The sequence below is a fragment of the Nocardioides sp. SLBN-35 genome (assembly GCF_006715725.1).
In the GTDB taxonomy this organism is placed as follows: Bacteria; Actinomycetota; Actinomycetes; order Propionibacteriales; family Nocardioidaceae; genus Nocardioides.
This window is the reverse complement of record NZ_VFNU01000001.1, coordinates 4,925,095-4,945,288: the sequence shown is the minus strand read 5'-3', so window position 1 is coordinate 4,945,288 and position 20,194 is coordinate 4,925,095. Positions and strand designations below refer to the sequence as shown.

General features: G+C 74.1%; 21 protein-coding genes. 7 read left to right on the top strand and 14 right to left on the bottom strand.

Features of this window, described 5'->3' with window-relative positions:
- Positions 1 to 128: 128 nt before the first annotated feature.
- Positions 129 to 989: an ABC transporter permease subunit gene (locus FBY23_RS23810; RefSeq protein ID WP_141800405.1), complete on the bottom strand. Its 861-nt coding sequence runs from the start codon at positions 987 to 989 to the stop codon at positions 129 to 131.
- Positions 986 to 1,873, bottom strand: a complete 888-nt coding sequence (locus tag FBY23_RS23805) for an ABC transporter ATP-binding protein (RefSeq protein ID WP_141800404.1) — start codon at positions 1,871 to 1,873, stop codon at positions 986 to 988. Before FBY23_RS23805 ends, FBY23_RS23810 begins: the two co-directional genes overlap by 4 nt.
- Before the next feature lie 131 nt (positions 1,874 to 2,004).
- Here FBY23_RS23805 and FBY23_RS23800 point away from each other — a divergent pair, with 131 nt between their 5' ends.
- Positions 2,005 to 3,102 (top strand): sensor histidine kinase, encoded by a 1,098-nt coding sequence (locus FBY23_RS23800; RefSeq protein ID WP_141800403.1) that lies wholly within the window; start codon positions 2,005 to 2,007, stop codon positions 3,100 to 3,102.
- Complete coding sequence (locus FBY23_RS23795) at positions 3,099 to 3,770, top strand: response regulator transcription factor (protein WP_141800402.1); 672 nt, start codon at positions 3,099 to 3,101, stop codon at positions 3,768 to 3,770. The genes FBY23_RS23800 and FBY23_RS23795 overlap by 4 nt, the downstream gene beginning before the upstream one ends.
- A 183-nt stretch (positions 3,771 to 3,953) precedes the next feature.
- Here FBY23_RS23795 and FBY23_RS23790 read toward each other — a convergent pair whose 3' ends face one another.
- The gene (locus FBY23_RS23790; protein WP_141800401.1) at positions 3,954 to 4,622 is read right to left on the bottom strand and encodes a pyridoxamine 5'-phosphate oxidase family protein; all 669 of its coding nucleotides are present in this window, start codon (positions 4,620 to 4,622) and stop codon (positions 3,954 to 3,956) included.
- A 71-nt stretch (positions 4,623 to 4,693) separates the two neighbouring features.
- Here FBY23_RS23790 and FBY23_RS23785 point away from each other — a divergent pair, with 71 nt between their 5' ends.
- Positions 4,694 to 6,025 (top strand): PLP-dependent aminotransferase family protein, encoded by a 1,332-nt coding sequence (locus tag FBY23_RS23785; RefSeq protein ID WP_260806525.1) that lies wholly within the window; start codon positions 4,694 to 4,696, stop codon positions 6,023 to 6,025.
- A gap of 69 nt (positions 6,026 to 6,094) precedes the next feature.
- Here the strand turns inward: FBY23_RS23785 and FBY23_RS23780 are convergent, their stop codons facing one another.
- Entirely contained in the window at positions 6,095 to 7,306 is a 1,212-nt protein-coding gene (locus tag FBY23_RS23780; protein ID WP_160158350.1) for an MFS transporter, read from the bottom strand.
- 55 nt (positions 7,307 to 7,361) lie between these two features.
- On the opposite strand from FBY23_RS23780, the gene FBY23_RS23775 reads away from it, so the two are divergent.
- Positions 7,362 to 8,027: a FadR/GntR family transcriptional regulator gene (locus FBY23_RS23775; RefSeq protein ID WP_141800399.1), complete on the top strand. Its 666-nt coding sequence runs from the start codon at positions 7,362 to 7,364 to the stop codon at positions 8,025 to 8,027.
- On the opposite strand, the gene FBY23_RS23770 is transcribed toward FBY23_RS23775, so the two are convergent.
- The gene (locus tag FBY23_RS23770; RefSeq protein WP_141800398.1) at positions 8,014 to 8,916 is read right to left on the bottom strand and encodes an EamA family transporter; all 903 of its coding nucleotides are present in this window, start codon (positions 8,914 to 8,916) and stop codon (positions 8,014 to 8,016) included. The two genes, FBY23_RS23775 and FBY23_RS23770, sit on opposite strands and share 14 nt — an antisense overlap.
- 78 nt (positions 8,917 to 8,994) lie before the next feature.
- Here FBY23_RS23770 and FBY23_RS23765 point away from each other — a divergent pair, with 78 nt between their 5' ends.
- Both FBY23_RS23765 and FBY23_RS23760 read left to right on the top strand, forming a co-directional pair.
- Positions 8,995 to 9,867, top strand: coding sequence for a LysR family transcriptional regulator (locus FBY23_RS23765; protein ID WP_141800397.1), 873 nt, complete (start codon positions 8,995 to 8,997; stop codon positions 9,865 to 9,867).
- 36 nt (positions 9,868 to 9,903) lie between these two features.
- Entirely contained in the window at positions 9,904 to 10,470 is a 567-nt protein-coding gene (locus FBY23_RS23760) for a hypothetical protein (protein WP_141800396.1), read from the top strand.
- A 95-nt stretch (positions 10,471 to 10,565) separates the two neighbouring features.
- Here FBY23_RS23760 and FBY23_RS23755 read toward each other — a convergent pair whose 3' ends face one another.
- Complete coding sequence (locus tag FBY23_RS23755) at positions 10,566 to 11,669, bottom strand: citrate synthase 2 (protein WP_141800395.1); 1,104 nt, start codon at positions 11,667 to 11,669, stop codon at positions 10,566 to 10,568.
- A gap of 117 nt (positions 11,670 to 11,786) precedes the next feature.
- On the opposite strand from FBY23_RS23755, the gene pdxH reads away from it, so the two are divergent.
- Positions 11,787 to 12,446 (top strand): pyridoxamine 5'-phosphate oxidase, encoded by a 660-nt coding sequence (pdxH, locus tag FBY23_RS23750; protein ID WP_141800394.1) that lies wholly within the window; start codon positions 11,787 to 11,789, stop codon positions 12,444 to 12,446.
- On the opposite strand, the gene FBY23_RS26275 is transcribed toward pdxH, so the two are convergent.
- Genes FBY23_RS26275 through FBY23_RS23715 form a run of 8 tightly spaced genes read right to left on the bottom strand, consistent with a single transcriptional unit; the run spans position 12,398 to position 20,183 of the window.
- On the bottom strand, positions 12,398 to 13,075 hold the full coding sequence (locus FBY23_RS26275) for a hypothetical protein (RefSeq protein ID WP_174245164.1): 678 nt from the start codon (positions 13,073 to 13,075) through the stop codon (positions 12,398 to 12,400). The two genes, pdxH and FBY23_RS26275, sit on opposite strands and share 49 nt — an antisense overlap.
- A gap of 55 nt (positions 13,076 to 13,130) precedes the next feature.
- Complete coding sequence (locus FBY23_RS23745) at positions 13,131 to 14,375, bottom strand: glycosyltransferase (protein WP_141800393.1); 1,245 nt, start codon at positions 14,373 to 14,375, stop codon at positions 13,131 to 13,133.
- Positions 14,375 to 14,938, bottom strand: coding sequence for a hypothetical protein (locus FBY23_RS23740; protein ID WP_141800392.1), 564 nt, complete (start codon positions 14,936 to 14,938; stop codon positions 14,375 to 14,377). Before FBY23_RS23740 ends, FBY23_RS23745 begins: the two co-directional genes overlap by 1 nt.
- The gene (locus FBY23_RS23735; RefSeq protein WP_160158349.1) at positions 14,935 to 16,134 is read right to left on the bottom strand and encodes a glycosyltransferase; all 1,200 of its coding nucleotides are present in this window, start codon (positions 16,132 to 16,134) and stop codon (positions 14,935 to 14,937) included. Before FBY23_RS23735 ends, FBY23_RS23740 begins: the two co-directional genes overlap by 4 nt.
- A complete protein-coding gene (locus FBY23_RS23730; RefSeq protein ID WP_141800390.1) occupies positions 16,131 to 17,105 on the bottom strand; it encodes an NAD(P)-dependent oxidoreductase in 975 nt (324 codons plus the stop codon). The genes FBY23_RS23735 and FBY23_RS23730 overlap by 4 nt, the downstream gene beginning before the upstream one ends.
- Positions 17,102 to 18,355, bottom strand: coding sequence for a F390 synthetase-related protein (locus FBY23_RS23725; RefSeq protein ID WP_141800389.1), 1,254 nt, complete (start codon positions 18,353 to 18,355; stop codon positions 17,102 to 17,104). Before FBY23_RS23725 ends, FBY23_RS23730 begins: the two co-directional genes overlap by 4 nt.
- On the bottom strand, positions 18,355 to 19,194 hold the full coding sequence (locus FBY23_RS23720) for an MBL fold metallo-hydrolase (protein WP_141800388.1): 840 nt from the start codon (positions 19,192 to 19,194) through the stop codon (positions 18,355 to 18,357). Before FBY23_RS23720 ends, FBY23_RS23725 begins: the two co-directional genes overlap by 1 nt.
- Entirely contained in the window at positions 19,185 to 20,183 is a 999-nt protein-coding gene (locus FBY23_RS23715; protein WP_141800387.1) for a 3-oxoacyl-[acyl-carrier-protein] synthase III C-terminal domain-containing protein, read from the bottom strand. The genes FBY23_RS23720 and FBY23_RS23715 overlap by 10 nt, the downstream gene beginning before the upstream one ends.
- Positions 20,184 to 20,194 lie beyond the last annotated feature (11 nt).

The window sequence follows — 20,194 nt, the reverse complement described above, 5'->3', positions numbered from 1 at the left end:
GCTGAATCGCGTCCGACCCGGCGCGAGATCGCTCCTCAGTGGGTCAGTTCGCGCCGGGTCGGCCTGAATTCCGGGCCAGTTTCTGCCGGGTCGGCGGGTTGCGGGAGCCTTTCCGGGCCGGGTCGGCGTCAGGTCACATCCCGCCGCCGGACCAGCGCGATGCTGCCGAGGACGGCGAGGGCGACGTAGACGGCGACGGTGATCGCGGCCTGGGTGCCGGGCACGGTGTCGACGACGCCGGGGGTGCCGTCGCCGACCCCGACGCCCACGATCGAGCCGATCAACGAGCCGGCGGAGGTGCCGGGCAGCACTTCGGTGAGGCTCTCGACCCAGCCGAGGAGCTGGCCGACGCCGCGCAGCAGGTTCTCGACGACCAGCGCCCACACCAGGCCGAGGCCGACCGACAGGGCCGGGCCGCGGGCCAGGGTGCCGAGCAGGAAGCCGAGGAGGGCCCACATCTCCAGCACCAGGAAGCCGGCGCCGAACGCCTCGCCGACCGAGCCCAGCGAGGGCATCACGACGTCCTGGGACTCGGTGGTCGCGATCAGCACGGAGATGCCGAGGTCGAGCGCGAAGGTGACCACGAGGGTGCCGACGACGATCGCGGTGAGGGAGAGGACCGAGCCGACGAGCGCCGGCGTACGACGCACGCCCTGCGAGAACAGCGTCTTCCAGGTGCCCCAGCCGTAGCCGTTGCCGGCGACCAGCGCGCCGAGCACCATCATCAGCGCGCCGCCGAACATCGGCATGCCCTGCAAGAAGACGTCGGGTACGGCGTCCGGCATCATCTGCGCGAGCTGCTGGGCCTGGGTGGTGCCCTCGTCGGTGAAGCCGGGGTCGCCGCTGGTGTAGGACAAGTAGGTGAACAGGTAGCCGAACAGCATGCTCAGCACCAGCCAGGCGCCGAGGGTGATCCACACGGCCGGCCAGGCGCGCAGGCGCATCAGCTCGGCGCGGGTGCTGCGGGTGGTGGACAGGACGGTGCTCATCGGACCGACTCCTTCTGGCTCGTCATCTCGAAGAAGACCTCCTCGAGGCTGCGCTCGGCAGCGGTGATCTCGTGGACGTCGACGCCGGCACCGACCAGCGCACGGGTGACGTCGGGGGCGCGGTCGGCGGGCAGCGTGAGCAGCAGGCCGCCGTCGGAGTCGCGTCGTACGCCGTCGTCGCCGGCCAGCCTCATCGCCACGGCGAGAGCCTCGGGCTCGGGCGTGGCCCGGATCCGCAGCGAAACGCCGCCGCGCAGGTCGGCGACGGTCGACTCGCGCAGCAGCACGCCGTCGTTGATGACGCCGACGCGGTGGCAGATCTCCTGCACCTCGGCGAGCAGGTGGCTCGACAGGAGCACGGTCTGGCCGCCGCGGGCGAGGTCGACGACCAGCGCCCGCATGTCGGCCATGCCGGCCGGGTCGAGGCCGTTGGTCGGCTCGTCGAGGACGATCAGCTCGGGGTCGCCCATCAGTGCGGCGGCGACGCCGAGGCGCTGCTTCATGCCGAGCGAGTAGCCCTTGAACCGGTCGTCCCCGCGGTTCGCCAGGTCGACCCGCTCGAGGACCCGCTCGACCTCCGCGTCGGACAGGCCGCGGTGCCGGGCCAGCACGCGCAGGTTCGCGCGCCCGGACAGGTAGGGGAAGAAGCCGGGTCCCTCGATCAGCGCGCCCACCGAGGCAGTGGCGTACGTCGTGCCCGAGGTCGGCCGGATCAGGCCGAGCAGCATCCGCAGCGTCGTCGTCTTCCCGGCGCCGTTGGGGCCGAGGAAGCCGTAGACCTCGCCGCGCCGCACGGTCATCGTGACCTTGTCGACGGCGACCCGGTCGCCGTAGACCTTCGTGAGGTTGTCGGTGGAGGCCACCGTCGTTCCCTGTGCGTTCATGGGCTCCACGCTCGCGCCTCGACGCCCGATGCGCGTCCGCTCCAGCGCGGCTGCGGCATACGCAGAACTGCGTACGCCGGAGGCTCCCGTCGTCGTACGACGAGGACCGCGCGCTCACCTAGGTTCGGGGCATGAACACGAACATGTGGCTCGCGAAGCGCTGGTGGCTGATCCCGGTCGCGGTGATCATCATCGGCGGCTCCTTCGCCGTGAACCTCGGGCACGTCGGGGAGGTCGAGGCCGGCGTGGTCGGGCGGGTGCTGGCCGTGGTGCTCGCCGCGGGCGCGGCGCTCTCGCTGCTGCTGCTCGACCGGTTCCCCGTGCTCCTGGTCGCGACCGGCGCGTTGAGCGGCGGCTACTTCGCGGTCGGCGGCGAGAACGGCCCGATCTTCTTCGCGCTGATCGTCGCGTCCTTCGTGCTGGCGACCCGACGCCCGTTCCCCACCTGGTTCCCGCTGCTGCTGGTCGCGGCCGTGCTGATCTGGGCCGGCCTGCTGGTGCGCGGCCTGCGCTGGGACCACCTCGCGGTCGGCGCCTGGCAGGCGATCGGCATCGGGGCGCTCGTGTCCGCGGCCGCCGCGATCGGCACCATGCTCCAACAGGGCCGGGCCGCCTGGGTCGACCGTACGTCGCGCGCCGCCGCCGAGGAGCGCCTGCGGATGGCGCAGGACCTTCACGACGGCGTCGGCCACGGCCTGGCGGTGATCGCGATGCAGGCCGGGGTCGCCCTGCACGTCCTCGACCGCGACCCGGGTGCCGCCCGCACCAGCCTCGAGGCGATCCGCACCACCAGCCGCGAGGCGCTGGAGGCGCTGCGCAGCGAGCTGGCGACGATCGCCGGTGAGCCGGCTCCGCGCCGTCCCGCGGCGGGCGTCGAGGCGATCCCGGCCCTCGTCGAGCGGGTCCGCTCCGCCGGGCTGCGGCTGGAGGTGATCGGCGAGCCGGGAGAGCTGACCCCGCCGAGTGGTGCGGCGGCGTACGCCGTGCTGCAGGAGGCGCTGACGAATGTGCTGCGGCATGCCGCCGCCTCGACCGCCACCGTGGTCTGGGAGCGGGGCACCGACACGGTCGCGCTGCGGGTCTCGGACGACGGGCACGGCGGCGCGGTGCAGGATGAGGGCATGGGCATCAGCGGCATGCGCTCCCGCGTCGAGGCGCTCGGCGGCAGCTTCCGTGCCGGGCCGGTGCCGGAGGGCGGGTTCGAGGTCAGCGCGGTGCTCCCCACATGAGCCACCCCGAGACCGCTCCCGTCCGGGTCGCGCTCGTCGACGACCAGCCGCTGGTCCGGATGGGCCTGGCCACCCTCGTCGCCGCCGAACCGGACCTCGAGGTCGCCGGAGAGGCGGGTGACGGGCGCGAGGGGCTCGCCCTGCTGCGTCGTACGACGCCCGACGTGGTGCTCTGCGACATCCGGATGCCCGTCCTCGACGGCCTCGGCATGCTCGCCGAGGTCGCCGCCGACCCGGCCCTGGCCGCGGTGAAGGTGGTCATGCTGACCACCTTCGAGCTCGACGAGTACGTCTTCGAGGCGCTGCGGGCCGGCGCCAGCGGCTTCCTCCTCAAGGACGCCGAACCGACCGCGATCCTCGACGCGGTCCGGGTGGTCGCCGAGGGCGGGTCGCTGCTCGCGCCATCGGTGACCCGGACCGTGATCGACCACTTCGGCGCGAGCCGCGCCGAGAGGCCGCACCCGCGGATCGGCGACCTCACCGACCGGGAGCGCGAGATCCTCGGCTGGGTGGCGACCGGGATGTCGAACGGCGAGATCGCCGAGGCGCTCGTGGTCAGCCCCGACACGGTCCGCACCCACGTCAGCCGGGCGATGGTCAAGCTGCAGGCCCGCGACCGGGCGCAGCTGGTCGTCTTCGCCATCGAGTCCGGGCTGCGGAGGACCTGACGCGCCGACCCGGCGCCAACTGGATCCCCGATTCCGCCGACCCGGCAGAAAGTGGTCCCGGATTCGTGCCGACCCGGCAGGACGTGGCTTCGGTCCGTGCATTTTCTGCCGGGTCGGCTGATCCTGCGCGCACTTTCGCGCCGGGTCGGCGGGATCTCAGAGCTAGTTCGTGCCGGGTCGGCGTCAGGAGGTGCGGGCGCGCACGTCCTCGGGTACGTCGATTCCGGGCAGGTTGTCGCCGGCGGCGACCGGGTCCTCGAGCACGCGCCGGAGCGGGATGTGGCCGCCCCAGATGCCGGCCGCGACGTCCTCCGGCTCGTCGACCGGGTCGCCGGCGCGGGCCTTCATCGACGCCTCGGCCAGCGGTACGGCGAGCACGGCCGTCGCGGCCATCTCCTTGCGGGTGCTGGGGCGCAGGGTCGCGGAGCGTCCGGGGATCATGTGGTCGACGATCAGGTCGAGGGCGTGCTGCCGCTCGGCGGCGTCCTCCACCACCCGAGCGCGTCCGATGATCACGGCGGAGCGGTAGTTCATCGAGTGGTGGAACGCCGAGCGGCCGGCGACCAGGCCGTCGAGCTCGGTGACGGTGACGCACACGGTGGTGTCGGCGGACTCGCGCAGCCACCGGGCAGCCACGGAGCCGTGGACGTAGAGCGTGCCGCCGTCGTCCGGGCCGTCCACGTCGACCGCGAAGGCCGTCGGCAGCACCACCGGGTGGTCGCCGACGCCCACGCCCAGGTGGGCGACGAGGGCGTCGGACAGCAGGGCCAGCAGGTCGGTGCGCTCGGCGACGGCGCGGTTGCGCCCGCGGCGGATCCGGGTGCGGTCGGTCGGCTCCATGACAACGCTCATGGGTCTATCGTGGGCCGGAAGTGGCCTGTGCACACGGGCCAGTTCCGCGCCAATCAGACAGGCCAATTCCGATGTTGCCCGTTCGCCTCGACCGCACCGACCCACGCCCTCTCGGCACCCAGCTCGCCGACCAGGTCCGCCGGCTGGTGCACGACGGGGTGCTCGCCAGGGACGACCGGATGCCGGCCAGCCGGCGGCTCGCGGCCGACCTCGGCGTCTCCCGTTCGGTCGTGGAGCAGGCCTTCGACCAGCTGCTCGCCGAGGGCTGGCTCGAGGCCCGCCAGGGCTCGGGCACCTGGGTCGCCCGCGGCACGACCGGCCGCCCGGCGGTGCCCCGGCGCCGTCGTACGCCTGCCGTGGAACAGCCGCTCGTCATGCTCGACGCGGGCACCCCGTGGATCGACCCACGGCACCAGGCGGTGTGGCGGCGGGCCTGGCGGGAGGTGTCGGTGGCGACGCCGCCGCGCGGGTACGACGACCCGCGCGGCCTGCCCGAGCTCCGCGCGCTCCTGGCCGAGCGGCTCGGGCGCACCCGCGGGCTGGCGGTCGACGCCGAGCGAGTGCGGGTCACCGGCGGCACGGGGGCGGGCCTGCGGCACCTGCTCGCCGTCCTGCCGCGGGAAGCGGTGGCGGTCGAGGACCCCGGGTACCGCGCCGCGGTGGCGACCGTGCGCGAGTCGGGGCGCAAGGTGCTTGATCTTCCCGCTCTCGAGCCCGTCACGGACCTGCGCGGCTGCGGCGCCGCCTACGTGACCCCCGCCCACCAGCACCCGCTCGGCCGGGTCATGCCCGCCGCCGACCGGCTCACCCTGCTCGCCACCGCGCGCCGCGACGGAGCGCTGGTGCTCGAGGACGACTACGACTCCGAGTTCCGCTACGACGTCGCACCGGTGCCCGCACTCGCCTCGCTCGACCGCGACCGGGTCGCCTACCTGGGCACCGCGTCGAAGGCGATCCTGCCGTCCCTGCGGCTCGGCTGGTCCGTCGTACCCGACCGGCTGCTCGACGCCTATGACGCCCACCGCTCACTCACCCACGACGCGCCGCCGTGGCCGGTGCAGCGGGCGCTGGTGACGCTGCTGCGCGACGGGTACGTCGACGCGGTGGTCCGCTCGGCCCGTCGGGTCTACGCCGAGCGGGCGCCGAAGGTGGTCGAGGCGCTGGCGCCGTACGCCGAGCTGGCGGGGCCCGTCGCCGGCATGTACTCCACCTGGCTACTGCCCCAGGCCCGCGCCGTGCGGGTTCGGGCGGCGGCCGAGGAGGCCGGCTTCCGGGTGAACCTGCTGCGCGACTACTGCCGCACGGCCCGGCTCAGCGGCCTGGTCGTCGGGTTCGGCGGCCCGACCGACGACGAGCTCGACCGGGCGTTGGCGGTGCTGGTGGCGGCCCTCAGCCGCTTGTAACTAAGTGTTACGTACTCGAGTTGGGGCTGGTGGGGCTCGTGTGGTGGATAACCGCGCTGTAACACTTAGTTACAAGCGGTCGGCGATCCTGACCGGCCGGCCCGCGACGTACCCGACCGCGACTTGGACCGCGGCGGTGCCGAGCAGCAGGGTGTAGGCCAGCGTCCAGCTGTCCGTGGCGTCGTGGAGGACGCCGACGAGGAACGGGCCGCCGGCGGCGAGCAGGTAGCCGACGCTCTGCGCCATGGTCGACATCGAGGCGGTCTGGGCAGTGGAGGTCGTGCGCAGCGCGAACATCGCCAGGGCCACCGGGAACACCGCGCCGCCGGCGCCGAGCAGGGCGGCCCACAGCCAGGCGCCGTCGACCGGGGCGATCCACAGGCCCGTCCAGCCGAGCGCGGTGAACACGGTCAGGGCGAGGACCAGGTGGCCCTGGTGACGCATCCGGACCGCGATCATCGGCGCGACGAAGAAGAACGGGAGGCCGATGACGATGCTGGTGGCCAGGAGCAGGCCCGCCTTCGCGTCGCTGAAGCCGGCGTCGGCGTACACGCTCGGCAGCCAGCTCATCATCACATAGGCGTTCAGCGACTGGGTCGCGAAGAGCAGGGTGACCGCCCACGCGATCGGGCTGCGCCACAGCGGTGCGTGCCGCACCTGGACGCGCTGCGGGTCGCGACGGCGGCAGTACGGCGCCCAGGCGATCCCCGCGGCGACGGCGGCCAGGGCCCAGACGCCGAGCCCGACCCGCCAGGAGCCGGCGGCGTCGGCGATCGGGACCGTGGTCGCGGCGCCGACGGCCGAGCCGAGGGAGAGCACGGCGGAGTAGGCGCCCGTCATGGTGCCGATCCGGTGGGGGAAGTGCTCCTTGACGATCGCGGGGATGAGCACGTTGCCCAGCGCGATGCCGGAGCAGGCGACCGCCGTACCGGCGATCAGGGCGGGGGTGCCGTCGAGGACGCGGAGCACGAGTCCGACCGCGACCAGGGCCAGCGCCGCGATCAGGCCGCGGTCGACGCCGATGCGCCGGGTGACGACCATCGCGGTCGCGCCGACGGCGGCGAAGCACAGCACGGGGACCGAGGTCAGCACGCCCTGGGTGGTGGCGGAGACGCCGAGGTCGCCGAGGTGGTCGAGCAGGGCGCCCAGCGAGGTGATCGCCAGGCGCAGGTTGAACGCGACGAGCAGGACGGCGACGGCGAGGCCCAGGCTCGCGCGGCCCCGCGCGCCTTCGGATGCGGGCGGCGACGGTGCGGCGGCATCATGGACCACGGCGGACATGCCGACTAGCATAGACAGACATCCGATCATTGGACGAATAGCCGGAAGGATTCCCATGCCCCTCGCCCCCACCGCACCCGCCTCGCTGGTCGACCAGGCCATCGCGGGGATGCGTGCGCTGCTGGAGAGTGGTGAGTGGGAGGTCGGCACCCGGGTCCCGCCCGAACCGGCCCTCGCCGCGGCTCTCGGCGTCAGCCGCAACACCGTGCGCGAGGCGGTCAAGGCGCTCGCACACCTCGGCCTGCTGCAGGTCCGGCGTGGCGACGGCACGTACGTCGCGGCCACCACCGACATGCAGGCGCTGATGCGCAAGCAGCTCGACCGGGTCGACATCGCCCACCTGTTGGAGGTCCGGCACGCGATCGAGGTGCGCGCTGCGGCGCTCGCCGCGGAGCGTCGTACCACCGCGGACCTGGTGGCCCTGGACGCGATCATGGACCGCCGTCGCCAAGCGGTGCTGGACGGCGACGGCCCGGCGTTCATCGACGCCGACGTCGACTTCCACTGCGCGGTCGTCGCCGCCGCACACAACCCGCTCCTCGTCGAGCTGTACGACGGCCTGGTCGAGACCCTGCGCGCCAGCATCGAGCACCCGGGCGCCGCCGACGTGCTCGCCGACGAGCACGACGCCGTCCTCGACGCGGTCCGCGCCGGCGACCCGGCACTCGCCGCCACGGTCAGCGCCGACCTGCTCGACCACGTGGTGCCTAGCGACGGGTGAGCTGCCCGCCGAGGATCGCCGCCAGCGCCAGCGCGAATCCGGCCAGCTGGACCGGCCGCAGCGCCTCGCCCAGGACCAGCCACCCGAGCGCGGCCGCCACGATGGGGGAGAGCAGGCCGAGCAGCGCGGTCGCCACGACGGGAAGCGAGCCGAGGCCGCGGAACCAGAGGAGGTACGCCGCCAGCCCGCCGACCGCGCCCAGCCACAGGTAGCCACCGGCTGCCGGGGCGTCGACGACGGGCGGGGTGCCCTCGATCAGGAAGGTCGTCGGCAGCAGGACCAGGCCGCCGGCCGTCAGCAGCCAGCTCACCAGCACCGGGGAGCTGACGCTCTCCGGCCGGCCCCAGCGTCGGGTCAGCACGACGCCCGTGGCCATCGAGAGGGCGCCGCCGAGGCCGGCGAGCAGGCCGACAGGGTCGAGGCCCGCGTCGGGGCCGAGCACGACCAGGGCGACTCCGCCGACGCCGGCGAGCGCCCAGCCCACGCGCGCCGCGGTCGGGTGCTCGCCGAGGAGCGGGAGTGCCAGTGCGATCACGAGCAGCGGCTGGACCGCGCCGACCGTGGCGGCGACGCCGCCGGGCAGGCGCTCGGCGGCGATGAAGAGCAGGGGGAAGAAGGCGCCGATGTTGAGCGTGCCGAGGGCGAGGGCGCGCCACCACCACACGCCGTGGGGGAGCCGGCGGAAGATCGCGAGGAGCAGCAGGCCCGCGGGCAGGGCGCGGAGCAGGCCGGCGAACAGTGGGTGGCCGGGCGGGAGCAGCTCGGTGGTCACCAGGTAGGTCGTGCCCCACACGGCCGGGGCGAGGGCGGTGAGGGCGGTCAGCCCTGCCGTGCTCGTGGTGCTGGTGGTGGTCGTCTGGGGCGCCGGGCGGTCGAGCGTGGTGGTCATGAGTCCAGCGTCTGCCTGTCTGGTCCATGAGTCCAACACATGCTTTTCATCGGATCGATCGTGGATCAAGATGGATGTGTGGAGCTGCAGCAGATGAGGTACGTCGTGGCCGTCGCCGAGCACGGATCCTTCACCCGGGCGGCCGAGGCCTGCTTCGTCGTGCAGTCCGCGCTCAGCCACCAGGTGGCCCGGCTGGAGCAGGAGCTCGGCGTGCGGCTGTTCCACCGCACCAGCCGCCAGGTCCGGCTCAGTGCCGCGGGCCAGGCCTTCCTGCCGGTCGCCCGCCAGTGCCTCGACGCCGCCGACCGCGCCCGGGCCGAGGTCGCGGCCGCGACGGGGGAGGTGCGGGGGCCGCTGTCGATCGGTGTCATCCCGACGGTGGCCGCGGTCGACGTACCCGAGGCGTTGCGGACCTTCCGCGAGCGCTACCCCCAGGTCCAGGTCCGGCTGACCAGCGGCAACAGCGACACCCACGTGCAGCAGGTGGCCGACGGAGCGCTCGACCTGGCCTTCCTCGGCCTGCCCGACGGTTGGGAGATCACCGGGGTCGCCGGCCGGCAGCTGGCCCGCGACCAGCACCGTGCCGTGATGGCGCCCGACCATCCGCTCGCCGGGCGGTCGCGGCTGACCCTCGCCCGGATCGCCGGTGAGACCTTCGTCGACTTCCCGGCGGGCACCACCGGCCGGCTGCAGGCCGACACCGCCTTCGCCGACGCCGGCCTGCGTCGCGAGGTCAGCTTCGAGACCACCGACATGCTGCTGATGGGGCGGCTGCTGCGGGCGGGCCTGGCGGTCGCGCTGCTCGCGTCCACGTTCGTGGAGCAGCTGCCCGGGCTGGTGGCCGTACCCGTGACGCGGGCGCCGGTGCGCACCGAGCACGTCGTCTGGAGCCCCTTCGGCCCTGCGCCCGCCGCGGCGGCCTTCCTCGAGCAGGTCGGCGTCGAGGTCTGATCCTCAGGTCGTCGTGGTGGCGGCCGATGGACCGGCGTGTCCGTCGTGCGCGCCCTGCTCGCCGTCGCCCTGCTGGCGACGGCGCTCATGCTGCCTGCGTCGGTGGCCTCGGCCGACGGCGGGCCGATCGAGGACTACGCGCCGTACGAGCCGCCCACCCGCTGCTCGCCGCACGACCGGATCGGCACGATCGCCGTCGGCCGCTGGGTCGTGCGTCGCTTCGGCGGCGCCGCGGGCGGAATCTCCCGCGCGTGCGGCGGCAGCCCGTCGGAGCACAACGAGGGCCGCGCGTTCGACTGGTCGGTCGACGTACGTCGCCCCGCCGACCGGCGCCGGGTCCGTCAGCTGCTGGCTGCCCTGTTCGCACCCGACGCCGCCGGCAATCCCGCCGCGCTGGCCCGGCGGATGGGCGTCATGTACGTGATCTGGGACGACACCACCTGGTCCTCCTGGCGCCGGTTCGCCCCCGCGCCGTACCTCAACGCCGGGTGCCCCTCCAAGCGCGAGTGCTCCCGCACCCTGCGGCACCGCGACCACGTGCACATCTCGCTCACCCGGGAAGGCGCTCGGGGCAGGCTGTCCTGGTACGCCGGCCGGGTCTGACCGCTCCGGACGCACCGCACCCCATACGTTCTGGTCGGGAATTCGGCGATTCCTCGACCAATTCGCATGGGGTGCGGTGCGGATCCGGCTGAGGCTCACTTCCCCCAGGCGGGGTTCCAGCCCTCGATGTCGCTGGCGGGACGGGTGGAGGGGCCGGTGTAGATCGCCGAGGGGCGGATCAGGCGGCCGGTCCTCTTCTGCTCGAGGATGTGGGCCGACCAGCCGCCGGTGCGGGCGCAGGTGAACATCGAGGTGAACATGTTGGCCGGGACCTCGGCGAAGTCGAGGACGATCGCGGCCCAGAACTCGACGTTGGTCTCGAGGACGCGGTCGGGACGGCGGGCGCGGAGCTCGGCGAGGGCGGCCTTCTCGAGGGCCTCGGCGACCTCGTAGCGGGGGGCGTCGAGCTCGCGGGCGGTACGTCGCAGCACTCGCGCGCGGGGATCCTCGGCACGGTAGACGCGGTGGCCGAAGCCCATCAGCCGCTCGCCGGAGTCGAGCAGGCCCTTGACGTAGCCCTCGGCGTCGCCGGACTTCTCGACCTCCTCGATCATGTGCAGCACGCGCGAAGGAGCACCGCCGTGGAGCGGCCCGCTCATCGCGCCGATCGCGCCGGAGAAGGCGGCCGCGACGTCGGCGCCGGTGGAGGTGATCACGCGGGCGGTGAAGGTGGAGGCGTTCATGCCGTGCTCGGCCGCCGACGACCAGTACGCGTCGATCGCGTGGGCATGCTTCGGGTCGGCCTCGCCGCGCCAGCGGATGAGGAACTTCTCGGCGAGGGTCGTGCCCTCGTCGACCAGCTTCTGAGGTACGACGGGCAGGTGGATGTCGCGAGCCGACTGGCCGGCGTACGACAGCACCATGACGGCCACCCGGGCGAGGTCCGCGCGGGCCTGCTCGTCGGAGATGTCGTAGGTCTGGCCGAAGCCGAAGGCCGGCGCGAGCATCGCGATCGCGGCCTGGACGTCGACGCGGACGTCGCCGGTGTGGACGGGGAGGCTGAACGCCTCGGCCGGCGGCAGGCCGGGGGTGAAGGAGCCGTCGATCAGCAGGCCCCAGACGTTCTCGAAGGGGACGCGGCCGGCCAGGTCCTCGATGTCGACACCGCGGTAGCGCAGCGCCGAGCCTTCCTTGTCGGGCTCCGCGATCTGGGTCTCGAAGGCGACGACGCCCTCCAGTCCGTGGTGTACCTCAGGCATCGGCGTGCTCCTTCGTCAGACGGTGCGGACGCTCCGAGCCGGGCGGTCCGCGGGCCACCCGGCATTCTGCCCCACGGCCGTTCGGGGCTCGCTCGTGCGGTTCCCTAGGGTGGCTCCATGACCATCGGACCCCGCCTGGCAGCCCTGCGCCGCGAGTACGGCGAGCAGGGGCTCGTCGAGGCTGACGTACCGCCCTCGCCGTGGCCGCTGTGGCAGGACTGGTTCGACGCCGTGTCGGACGCGGGCGTGCACGAGCCCAACGCGATGGTGGTCGCGACCGTCGACCCCGACGGCGCGCCCTCGGCCCGGATGGTGCTGCTCAAGGGGGTGGCGGCCGAGGGGCCCGACGACGGGTTCACGTTCTTCACCAACACCGCCTCCCGCAAGGGCGAGGCGCTGGCGGCCGAGCCGCGTTGTGCGCTGCTGTTCCCGTGGCACCCGCTCGAGCGGCAGGTCCGGGTCGAGGGGACGGCACACCCGCTGGGCGCGGAGCAGGTCGCGGCGTACTTCGCCACCCGCCCGCGCGGCGCCCAGGTCGGCGCCTGGGCCTCACCCCAGTCGCGGGTCGTCGACGGGCGGGGCGAGCTGGACCAGCTGTACGCCGAGGCACAGGACCGCTTCGCCGACGCCGAGGTACCGGTGCCGCCGGCGTGGGGCGGCTACCGCGTGCAGCCGGCGTCCTTCGAGTTCTGGCAGGGCCGGTCGGGCCGGATGCACGACCGGCTGCGCTACGCCCGGACGTCGAGCGGCTGGGAGCTGACCCGGCTGGCACCCTGACGCAGCCCGCTGTCGGAGGGCTGGTCCGCCTTCTGGGCGGCCGCGTAGATCGCCGCCAGCGCGATCAGCACCGCCAGCACCGCGACCAGGATGAAGGTCTCGCGGCGGCCGGTACCGGCCGTGGGGGACGGGGTCTCCGGTGCCGCCTTCGGTGCCGCCTTCGGTGCTGGCTTCGGTGCTGGCTTGGGAGCCGCTTCGGGCGCCGGCTCGGGGGCCGGCTCGGGGGCCGGCTCGGGCCGGCGGGTGCGGTGGGTGTGGTGGGTGTGGTGGTGGCTGGAGCGGCGCCGGCTGCTGCGCCGGCGCCGGACGATCTCCTCGCCCAGGCCGGGCACCTGACCGGCGCCCTCGAGGGGCTCGAACCGCGGGATGGCGTGCTCGGTCACCACGACCCGACGCAGCGCCTCGTGCTCGTCATCGGGCAGGTCGGCCGCGAAGGCCTGGTCCTCGGCGTGGTCTTCGACGTGGTCCTCGGCGTGGTCCTCGGCGTGGTCCTCGGCGTGGTCCTCGTCGGCCTCCTCGACGAGGGGCACCTCGCGGTTCGGGATGAGCAGCGAGCGGAACTCGGCGTGCTCGCGCGCCCGCTCGTCGGAGCGGAGGGCGTCGCGGGGGTCGGTACGGTCGTCGGCCACGACGACATCTTCGCGCATCCGGACCCGGCATCGGGGTCGTGTGCCCGAGAACGCGTCATTCCGGGCGGGGGTGGAGGCGGGCCAGCACCTCGGCGGCGATCGTCTCGACGGCGGGCCGGCGGGCGATGGTGGCGGCGAGGGCCTGCGCCCGGAGGCGGTACGACGACTCGTCGAGCACCCGCCGCAGGGCCGGTGCGAGGTCGCCCGGCCGGCGTACCCGCACCGCGACGCCGGCGTCGACCAGCCGCACCGCGTGGTCGAACTGGTCGTAGTCGACGGGCCACACCACCGAGGGCAGGCCGGCGGCGAGGGCATGGCCGAGCACGCCGGCGCCGCCGTGGTGGACGACCGCGTCGAAGCGCGGCAGGTCGCGGGCATAGTCGACGTAGTCGTGGACCACGACGCCCGGCGGCGGGGCTACGGACCCCGTCCCGCCGAGGCTGACGTGCACCTCGACGTCGGGCAGCGCGTCGGCGGCGTCGGCGGCCCAGGCGACCAGGGTCGCCTTGTGCCACGGCAGGTGGGTCCCCGCGGTGACCAGCACCGCTCGCCTTCCAGCAGCCAGGACCGGCGCCGACGTGCCCGACGGCGGGGTGTGCAGCACCGGGCCGACGTACCGGACGGCGGCGGGCAGCGACCGCGGGTACTCCACCGCCTCCGGGGTCAGCGCGAACACCCGCTCGGCGGAGTAGATCGACTCCGAGCCGTCCGGGCGGTACTGCCGGGTGACGCCGACATCGGCCAGCCGCACCCGCGCCAGCCGCGGCGCGAGCCGCTTGAACCCGCGCACCCAGGAGCGCCCGACGGCGTCGCGGCCCCGGCCCAGCGCAGAGCGACCGGGGCGCCAGCCCCCGAGGTACGACGGCGGCCCGGTGCGCCCCTCGATGGCGCACGGCGACGGGTGGGTGGTCCACCAGGGCACGCCGAGCTCGTCGGCCGCCGTACCGACCGCGCCCATGGTGAAGTCCGCGATCACCAGGTCCGGGCGGTGATCGGCCCACGCGAGCAGCAGCTCGCGGCGGAAGTCCGCCTGCAGCGCGACCGCCGCGCGGAACTGGCGCAGGAGCAGGCGCGGGTTGCTGCCGATCCGGTACGACGGGTTCACCACCGTCTCGATCACCTCGTCGGCGCCGTCCAGCAGCGCCAGCCCGGTCACGCCGGAGGCGGCGATCGCCGGGAGCGCGGCCGCGGTGCTGATCACCCGGACGTCGAGGCTGGGCTCGGTGGCGAGCCGGGCGGCGATACCGAGGATCGGGTGGAGGTGGCCCGCCATCGGCGGCGTGACCAGGTCGACGCGCATCAGGAGAGCTCCGTCGCGAGGTCGCGGCACAGTGCGGCCAGCTCGGGCGCCGCCAGGTAGTCGAGGTGCCCCGCATCGACGCTCACCTCGTGCGGCCACCACCGTGCCAGGTGGTCGCCCCGGCTGCCGACCCGGACCGTGCGGCAGGCGGGCGGCCGGGTGGCGACCGCGCCGTACGCGACGACGGTGAGGCGGTCCAGGACCTCGGTGGGAAGCGAGAGCCGGCCCAGGAGGTCCAGCCCGATCGACCCGGCCAGCACCAGGGTCCGGTCGGCCGTCCGCAGCCGCGCCTCGACCAGCGGCCGGTGCCGCCGCGCCCACCGGCCGCGCAGCAGCCGGATCCGCCAGAACAGCACCAGGTGGCGCAGGCTCCCGAGCCACAGGGGCACGGGTCGCCAGGCTGGTCCGAGGGGAGGCGCCAGCCGGTCGTCGTACGGGAAGTTCAGCCGGACCTTGGCGGACTCCGCCAGCGGCAGCGCGTCGAGGAAGGCGTCCTGGACCGGGGAGAGCGCGCAGGACCGCGGGTCGCTCTGGCCGGTGAGGTGGAGGACCTGCAGGTTCATCGCACCGGCGAGAAGTCGTCGTCGGAGCGCACCCGGTAGGTGCGGGTGCGCCAGCGGATCGTGCGCTGCACCGCGCCGTGCCCGAGGTGCGCCGGCTGCACCAGCTCGGAGACCAGCGAGGGCAGCGGGGCGTGCAGGGAACGCCCGTAGATGCGGCGGTGTACGACCTGCAGCAGCAGCCAGCGCCCACTGAGCAGCGCCACGAGCGGACCGGGCCGGCGCGAGCGGACCGAGCCGGCGAGCACCGCCCAGAGGAGGTTCGGGTGGGTCCCGTGCAGGACGCTGATCGCAGCGACGGTGCGCAGCGGCTGGCGGCGCAGCAGCAGGTTGGCGAAGAGCATCCAGCGGTGCATCAGCCGCACGTAGTGGCCGGGCGACTCCACGGTCGTGGTGATCCACTGCGGCGACGCGGTCTGGCAGATCGTCCCGCCGCCGCGCCGGACCGCCCCCGCGACCGCGAGGTCGTCGGTGAGGTTGTGCAGGATCGGCGTGAACCCGCCGATCGCGCGCAGGTCGGCGACCCGCATCGCCCAGCACATCCCGTTGATCGTCACGGGCGCCATCGGCAGGTACGTCAACGCCGCGTTGTTGTCGACGAACTGCTCCACGAGCCGGGCCCACGGCGTCCTCCCGGGGAGGTACGCCGGCAGCCCGGTCGCGAGCGTCGCCCGCTCGAGCCCGCCGAGGAGCGCGCCCAGGCTGGCGCGGGGGAGCCGGGTGTCGTCGTCGAGGACGAGGAACACCTCGTCGTCGGCGCAGTCGTCGAGTGCCGGCTGCAGCTTGGCCAGCTTGGGGTTCACGCCGTCGGGCGCGGGCGGGCAGAGTCGTAGCTCCACGCGTGGCAACCGGTCCCCCAAACCGTTCGATCGAACGGTTCGAGCGAGGTTCGGGGCCGAGAAGTCCCCCGAACCGTTCGATCGAACGATCCGGTGCGCGACGCGCCGGGCCTCGACGTCGTCCTCGTCGACCAGCCAGACGAACCGCGCACCGGCCAGGGAGAGCAGGTTGTCGCGCAGTGCGTCCTCGAGGCCCGGGTCGCCGGACAGGATCGGCTGCACCACGACGACCTTCGCGACGGCCGGGTCCGCGGGCGGCACAGCCGGCGGCGCGGCCGATGCGGCCCGCAGCGACGCCACGGTCTTCCCGGCCTGCAGCGCGAGGTAGCCCGCGGCGGCGCCCCACACCCACCGGCTCACAGCTGCTCCCTCTGCCAGGCCACGAACTCCTCGACCCCCTGCGCCACCGACACCGCCGGCGCTCCGAGGTCCTGCAGCATCCTGTCGGGCACGAAGGTCTTGGACCACGAGAGCACCCCGACGCCGTACGGCGTGATCGGCGGCTCGCCCGGCAGGTGCAGGATCCGCCAGGTCCGCTCCAGCACGGTCGCGGCCCGCATCGCCGTGGTCAGGCTGACGTCGCGGGTGGGCGGGGCGAACCCGAGGCGTCCGATCACGTCGAGCAGCATCGCCTGGATCTCCACCGGCTCGGCGTTGGTGAGGTTGTAGACGCCGCCGAGCTCGGGCCGGCCGGCCAGCTGGAGCAGGTAGTCGGCGAGGTTGTCGACGTAGATCAGGTCTCCCACCGCCGGCGTCGTGCGCCCGGTCAGCCGTGGTACCCGCCCCGCCTTCGCGGCCGCGATGATCCGCGGGAAGAGCACGGTGTCGCCGGGGCCGAACACCGCGCGCGGTCGCGCGATCACCCAGGAACCCCCGTAGGTGCGGACGATCCGCTCCGACGCGGCTTTGGTGCGGGCATAGTCGTTGGCGAACTCGCCGGGCAGCGGGGTGTCCTCGGTGAGGTCGAGCTGGTCGCCGTCGCGGTAGAGCACCGAGGACGACGAGACGTGCACCAGGCGCGGCTCGCCGAGCCGCGCGCACCAGTCGACGACCGTCTGGGTGGCGATCATGTTGTCGCGCTCGTAGGCCTTGCGGGGCGCGTACGGCGTGGCCCGGGCAGCGCAGTGGATCACCGCGTCCGGCCGCCACGGCAGGTCCGGCAGGTCCTCGGCACCCACGACGCCGAGGTCGACGCTGAGGTAGTCGGGCCGGTCCAACCGGCGCCGCCCGAGCCCGACCACCTCGTGCCCGGCCGCACTCGCCCGCTCCCACAGCCGTCCGCCCACGAACCCGGACGCCCCGGTCACCAGCAGCCTCATCGGGTGGGTCATGACACCTTCCTGATCCGTCGTCGCTTCGCGTCGGGCGCCTCCGCCGGCCACGCCATCGGTACGACGGCCGGTGCCGTCGCGCCCAACCGGCGCGCCAGTCGCCCGACCTCCGTGGCCACCCGCTCCGTCGTACCTGACGAACCGGTCGTGGTCGCCAGCCGCCACTCGGCGCCGTGCTGCTCGATCCGGTAGTCGCCGAGCTCCCCGGCCAGCGCCACCGCATGGCGCAGCACGTCGGGGTAGACGGGCACGTCGCCGAGGGTCAGCACGTCGTCCGCCCGGCCCAGCACGGCATGGATCGAGCGGCCGGGGCGCCCGCACGGGCAGGGGCCGGGCGCGGCGAGCAGGACGTCGTCGAGCCGGTGCCGGACGACGTACTGCGTGGTCCGGGTGAAGTCGGTGACGACCGGGTGGAAGCGCTGGTGGTCGATCCACTCGGGCTCGACGTGCACGTGCGCCTCGTTGAGGTGCAACCGGCCGGCGGGACAGCTGACCGCCAGCAGGCCCTCGGTGGCCTGGTAGATCTGCTCGACCGGCCGCCCGAAGGCCTCCCGGATCACCGCCTCGTCGTCGGGCTCGAGGGTCTCCGCGACCGAGACGACCTGGAGCGGCCGCAACCCCGCCGGCTTCGTGGTGGCGATCTGCCGCAGCACGCTCGCCGGGGCGACCAGGACGTCCGTGCCCGGCAGCGACGGCAGGTGGGCGGCGACGGGCATCGTCAGGTCGTGCCACGAGAAGGAGACCCGCCGGCTCTCGAGCGTCTCGTAGAGGTTGCTGTTGGCCCGCAGGAAGAGCGCGACCCGCAAGGGTCGTCGGGTCAGCACGCGCAGGGACTGCGGGGACATGAGCTGTCCCATCAGGATGCCCGCCCACAGGCGGCTCTCCGCCTCCGAGACGAGGAAGACGCCTCGGGTGCCGGAGGTTCCCGAGGACAGCCCGACGGTCACCCCGCCGGGCAGCCGGTCGGTGAAGGAGCGGGACCGCTCGGCCGCCTCGGCGACCGCCAGTGCGTGGTCGAGCGTGATGCCGTGCCGGTTGAACGCGGCGAAGTCGGCGAGCACGGTCCGCTTGTCGACGACCGGCAACGAGGAGAGGGGCCGGCCCGCGAGAGGCGCGTAGAAACGGGCTTTCGGCAGCTCGACGCGCAGGAACCGCTCGAGCGCCCGGGCCCGCGCGGCGTCGTAGCGACGGGGGAGGAGCCAGCGCTCACGGGCGAACGCCGCAGCGACCGCCGCCTGACCGGACGGCATCAGAGCCCGGCGTACCAGGCCGCGTGGCCCTCCGGGCAGTGCGCCGGGAGGATCAGCAGGTCGTCGTGCGCGGCGTCGAGGACGTGCAGCACGCCGAGGGTGCGGACCGTCGCGTCCCAGTCGTGCATGACGCCCTTCGCCAGCCGGGACGGCGGCTTGAGGTCTCGGAAGGAACGCGAGGTCCAGGCGGCGTCGCCGACCAGCAGCACCTGCCGGCCGCCGGAGGTGAACAGCAGGCCGAGGTGGCCGGGCATGTGGCCGGGCAGGTCCACGGCGAGCAGGCTGCGGTCGCCGAGCAGGTCCCAGGTGCGCAGCCCGCCGACCTGGACGGCCGGGAAGGCGTCGACCGGGTCGAGCCGGTCGCGCAGGTCGTCGGGAAGCAGGGCCGGCAGGATCGCGTGGCGCACGGCGTTGATCCCGCGCAGGGACAGGGCGTGCGTCGCTCCCGAAGCACCGGCGATGATCCGGGCCCGCGGGTGGTCGAGCAGCCCGCCGACGTGGTCGCCGTGGAAGTGCGAGACCACGATCCGGCGTACGTCGGCGGGGTCGACGTCGAGCGCCGCGAGCCGTCGCGGCAGGTGCTCCTCGGGCCGCAGCGTCACGGGGAGGGTGTTGCGGTAGAGCAGCTCGGGCAGCCGGCTGGTGGCGTCCATGAAGTGCTGGGAGTAGCCGGTGTCGAACAGGGTCCAGCCGTGGTCGGGGTGGTGCAGTGCGCCGACGTATGACGGGAACTCGATGACCTTGAGCCGTCCGCCCTGACGGGCCATCGCCTCGGGGCCCTTGCAGTGGCCGACGCGCAGCCAGTGGAAGCCGACCTCGGGCTGGTCGTTCAGTAGCACAGCACGACCCCGCCCATGCTGAGCCCGGCGCCGGTGCCGAGCAGCAGCGCGTGGTCGCCGCGCCGCAGGCGGCCGGACTCGATCGCGGCGTGCAGGGCCGACGGCAGCGACGCACCGACCTGGTTGCCGTGGTCGGCGTAGATGTCCACGAGCCGCCCCTCCTCGATGCCGAAACGGTGGCGGAGCCAGGCCAGCGCGTGGTGGCTGGCCTGGTGCGGTACGACGACCGGCAGGTCGGCCATCGTCGTGCCGGCCGTGGTCAGCAGCCGGTCGACGAACGGCGGCAGGTGCTTGACCGCGAGCCGGAACACGGCGCCGCCCTCCATCCGGAACCGGCCCCAGTGGGCGTACTCGCCCTCGACCCGGTCGGGCGCGAACCGCGAGCCGCCACCGCGGATCTCGCAGGTGTGGGCGCCCTCGCTGTGGGTGGCGAAGTCGGCGGCGAGGACGGCCGACCCGGTCTCGCCCGCGTGCCCGACGACCGCCGCCGCGGCGCCGTCGCCGAAGATCCCGGACGCCCCGAGGTCGGACCAGTCGAGGCCGACCGAGGCCAGGTCGCTGGAGACGATGAGGATCCGCTGGTGGCGGCCCGCGTCGACCAGGGTGGCGGCGAGGTCGAGCGCGACCAGGAAGCTCAGGCAGCTCGCGTTGACGTCCCACGCCGCGATCGGCCGGCCCGGCGCGAGCTCCTCGTGCAGCAGCGCGGCGTTGCACGGCAGCGGCTGGTCGGGCGTCGCGCTGGCGCCGATGATCACCTCGATGTCGTCGAGGGTGAGGCCGGCCGCCGCGAGGGCCTTGCGGGCCGCGCGGGCGCCCAGCTCGGCGGCGGAGCCACGCTCGACGTACCGCACCCGTACGCCGGTCCGCTCCTCGACGGTGCCGGGCGGGAGCCCGAGGCGCTCGTCCATCGCGGCGCTGGTGACGGCCTCGTCGGGGCGCACGGCACCCGTGCCGAGGATCCGCAGTGCGCGGGGTCCGAGAGCAGGCATGGCGACGAGGA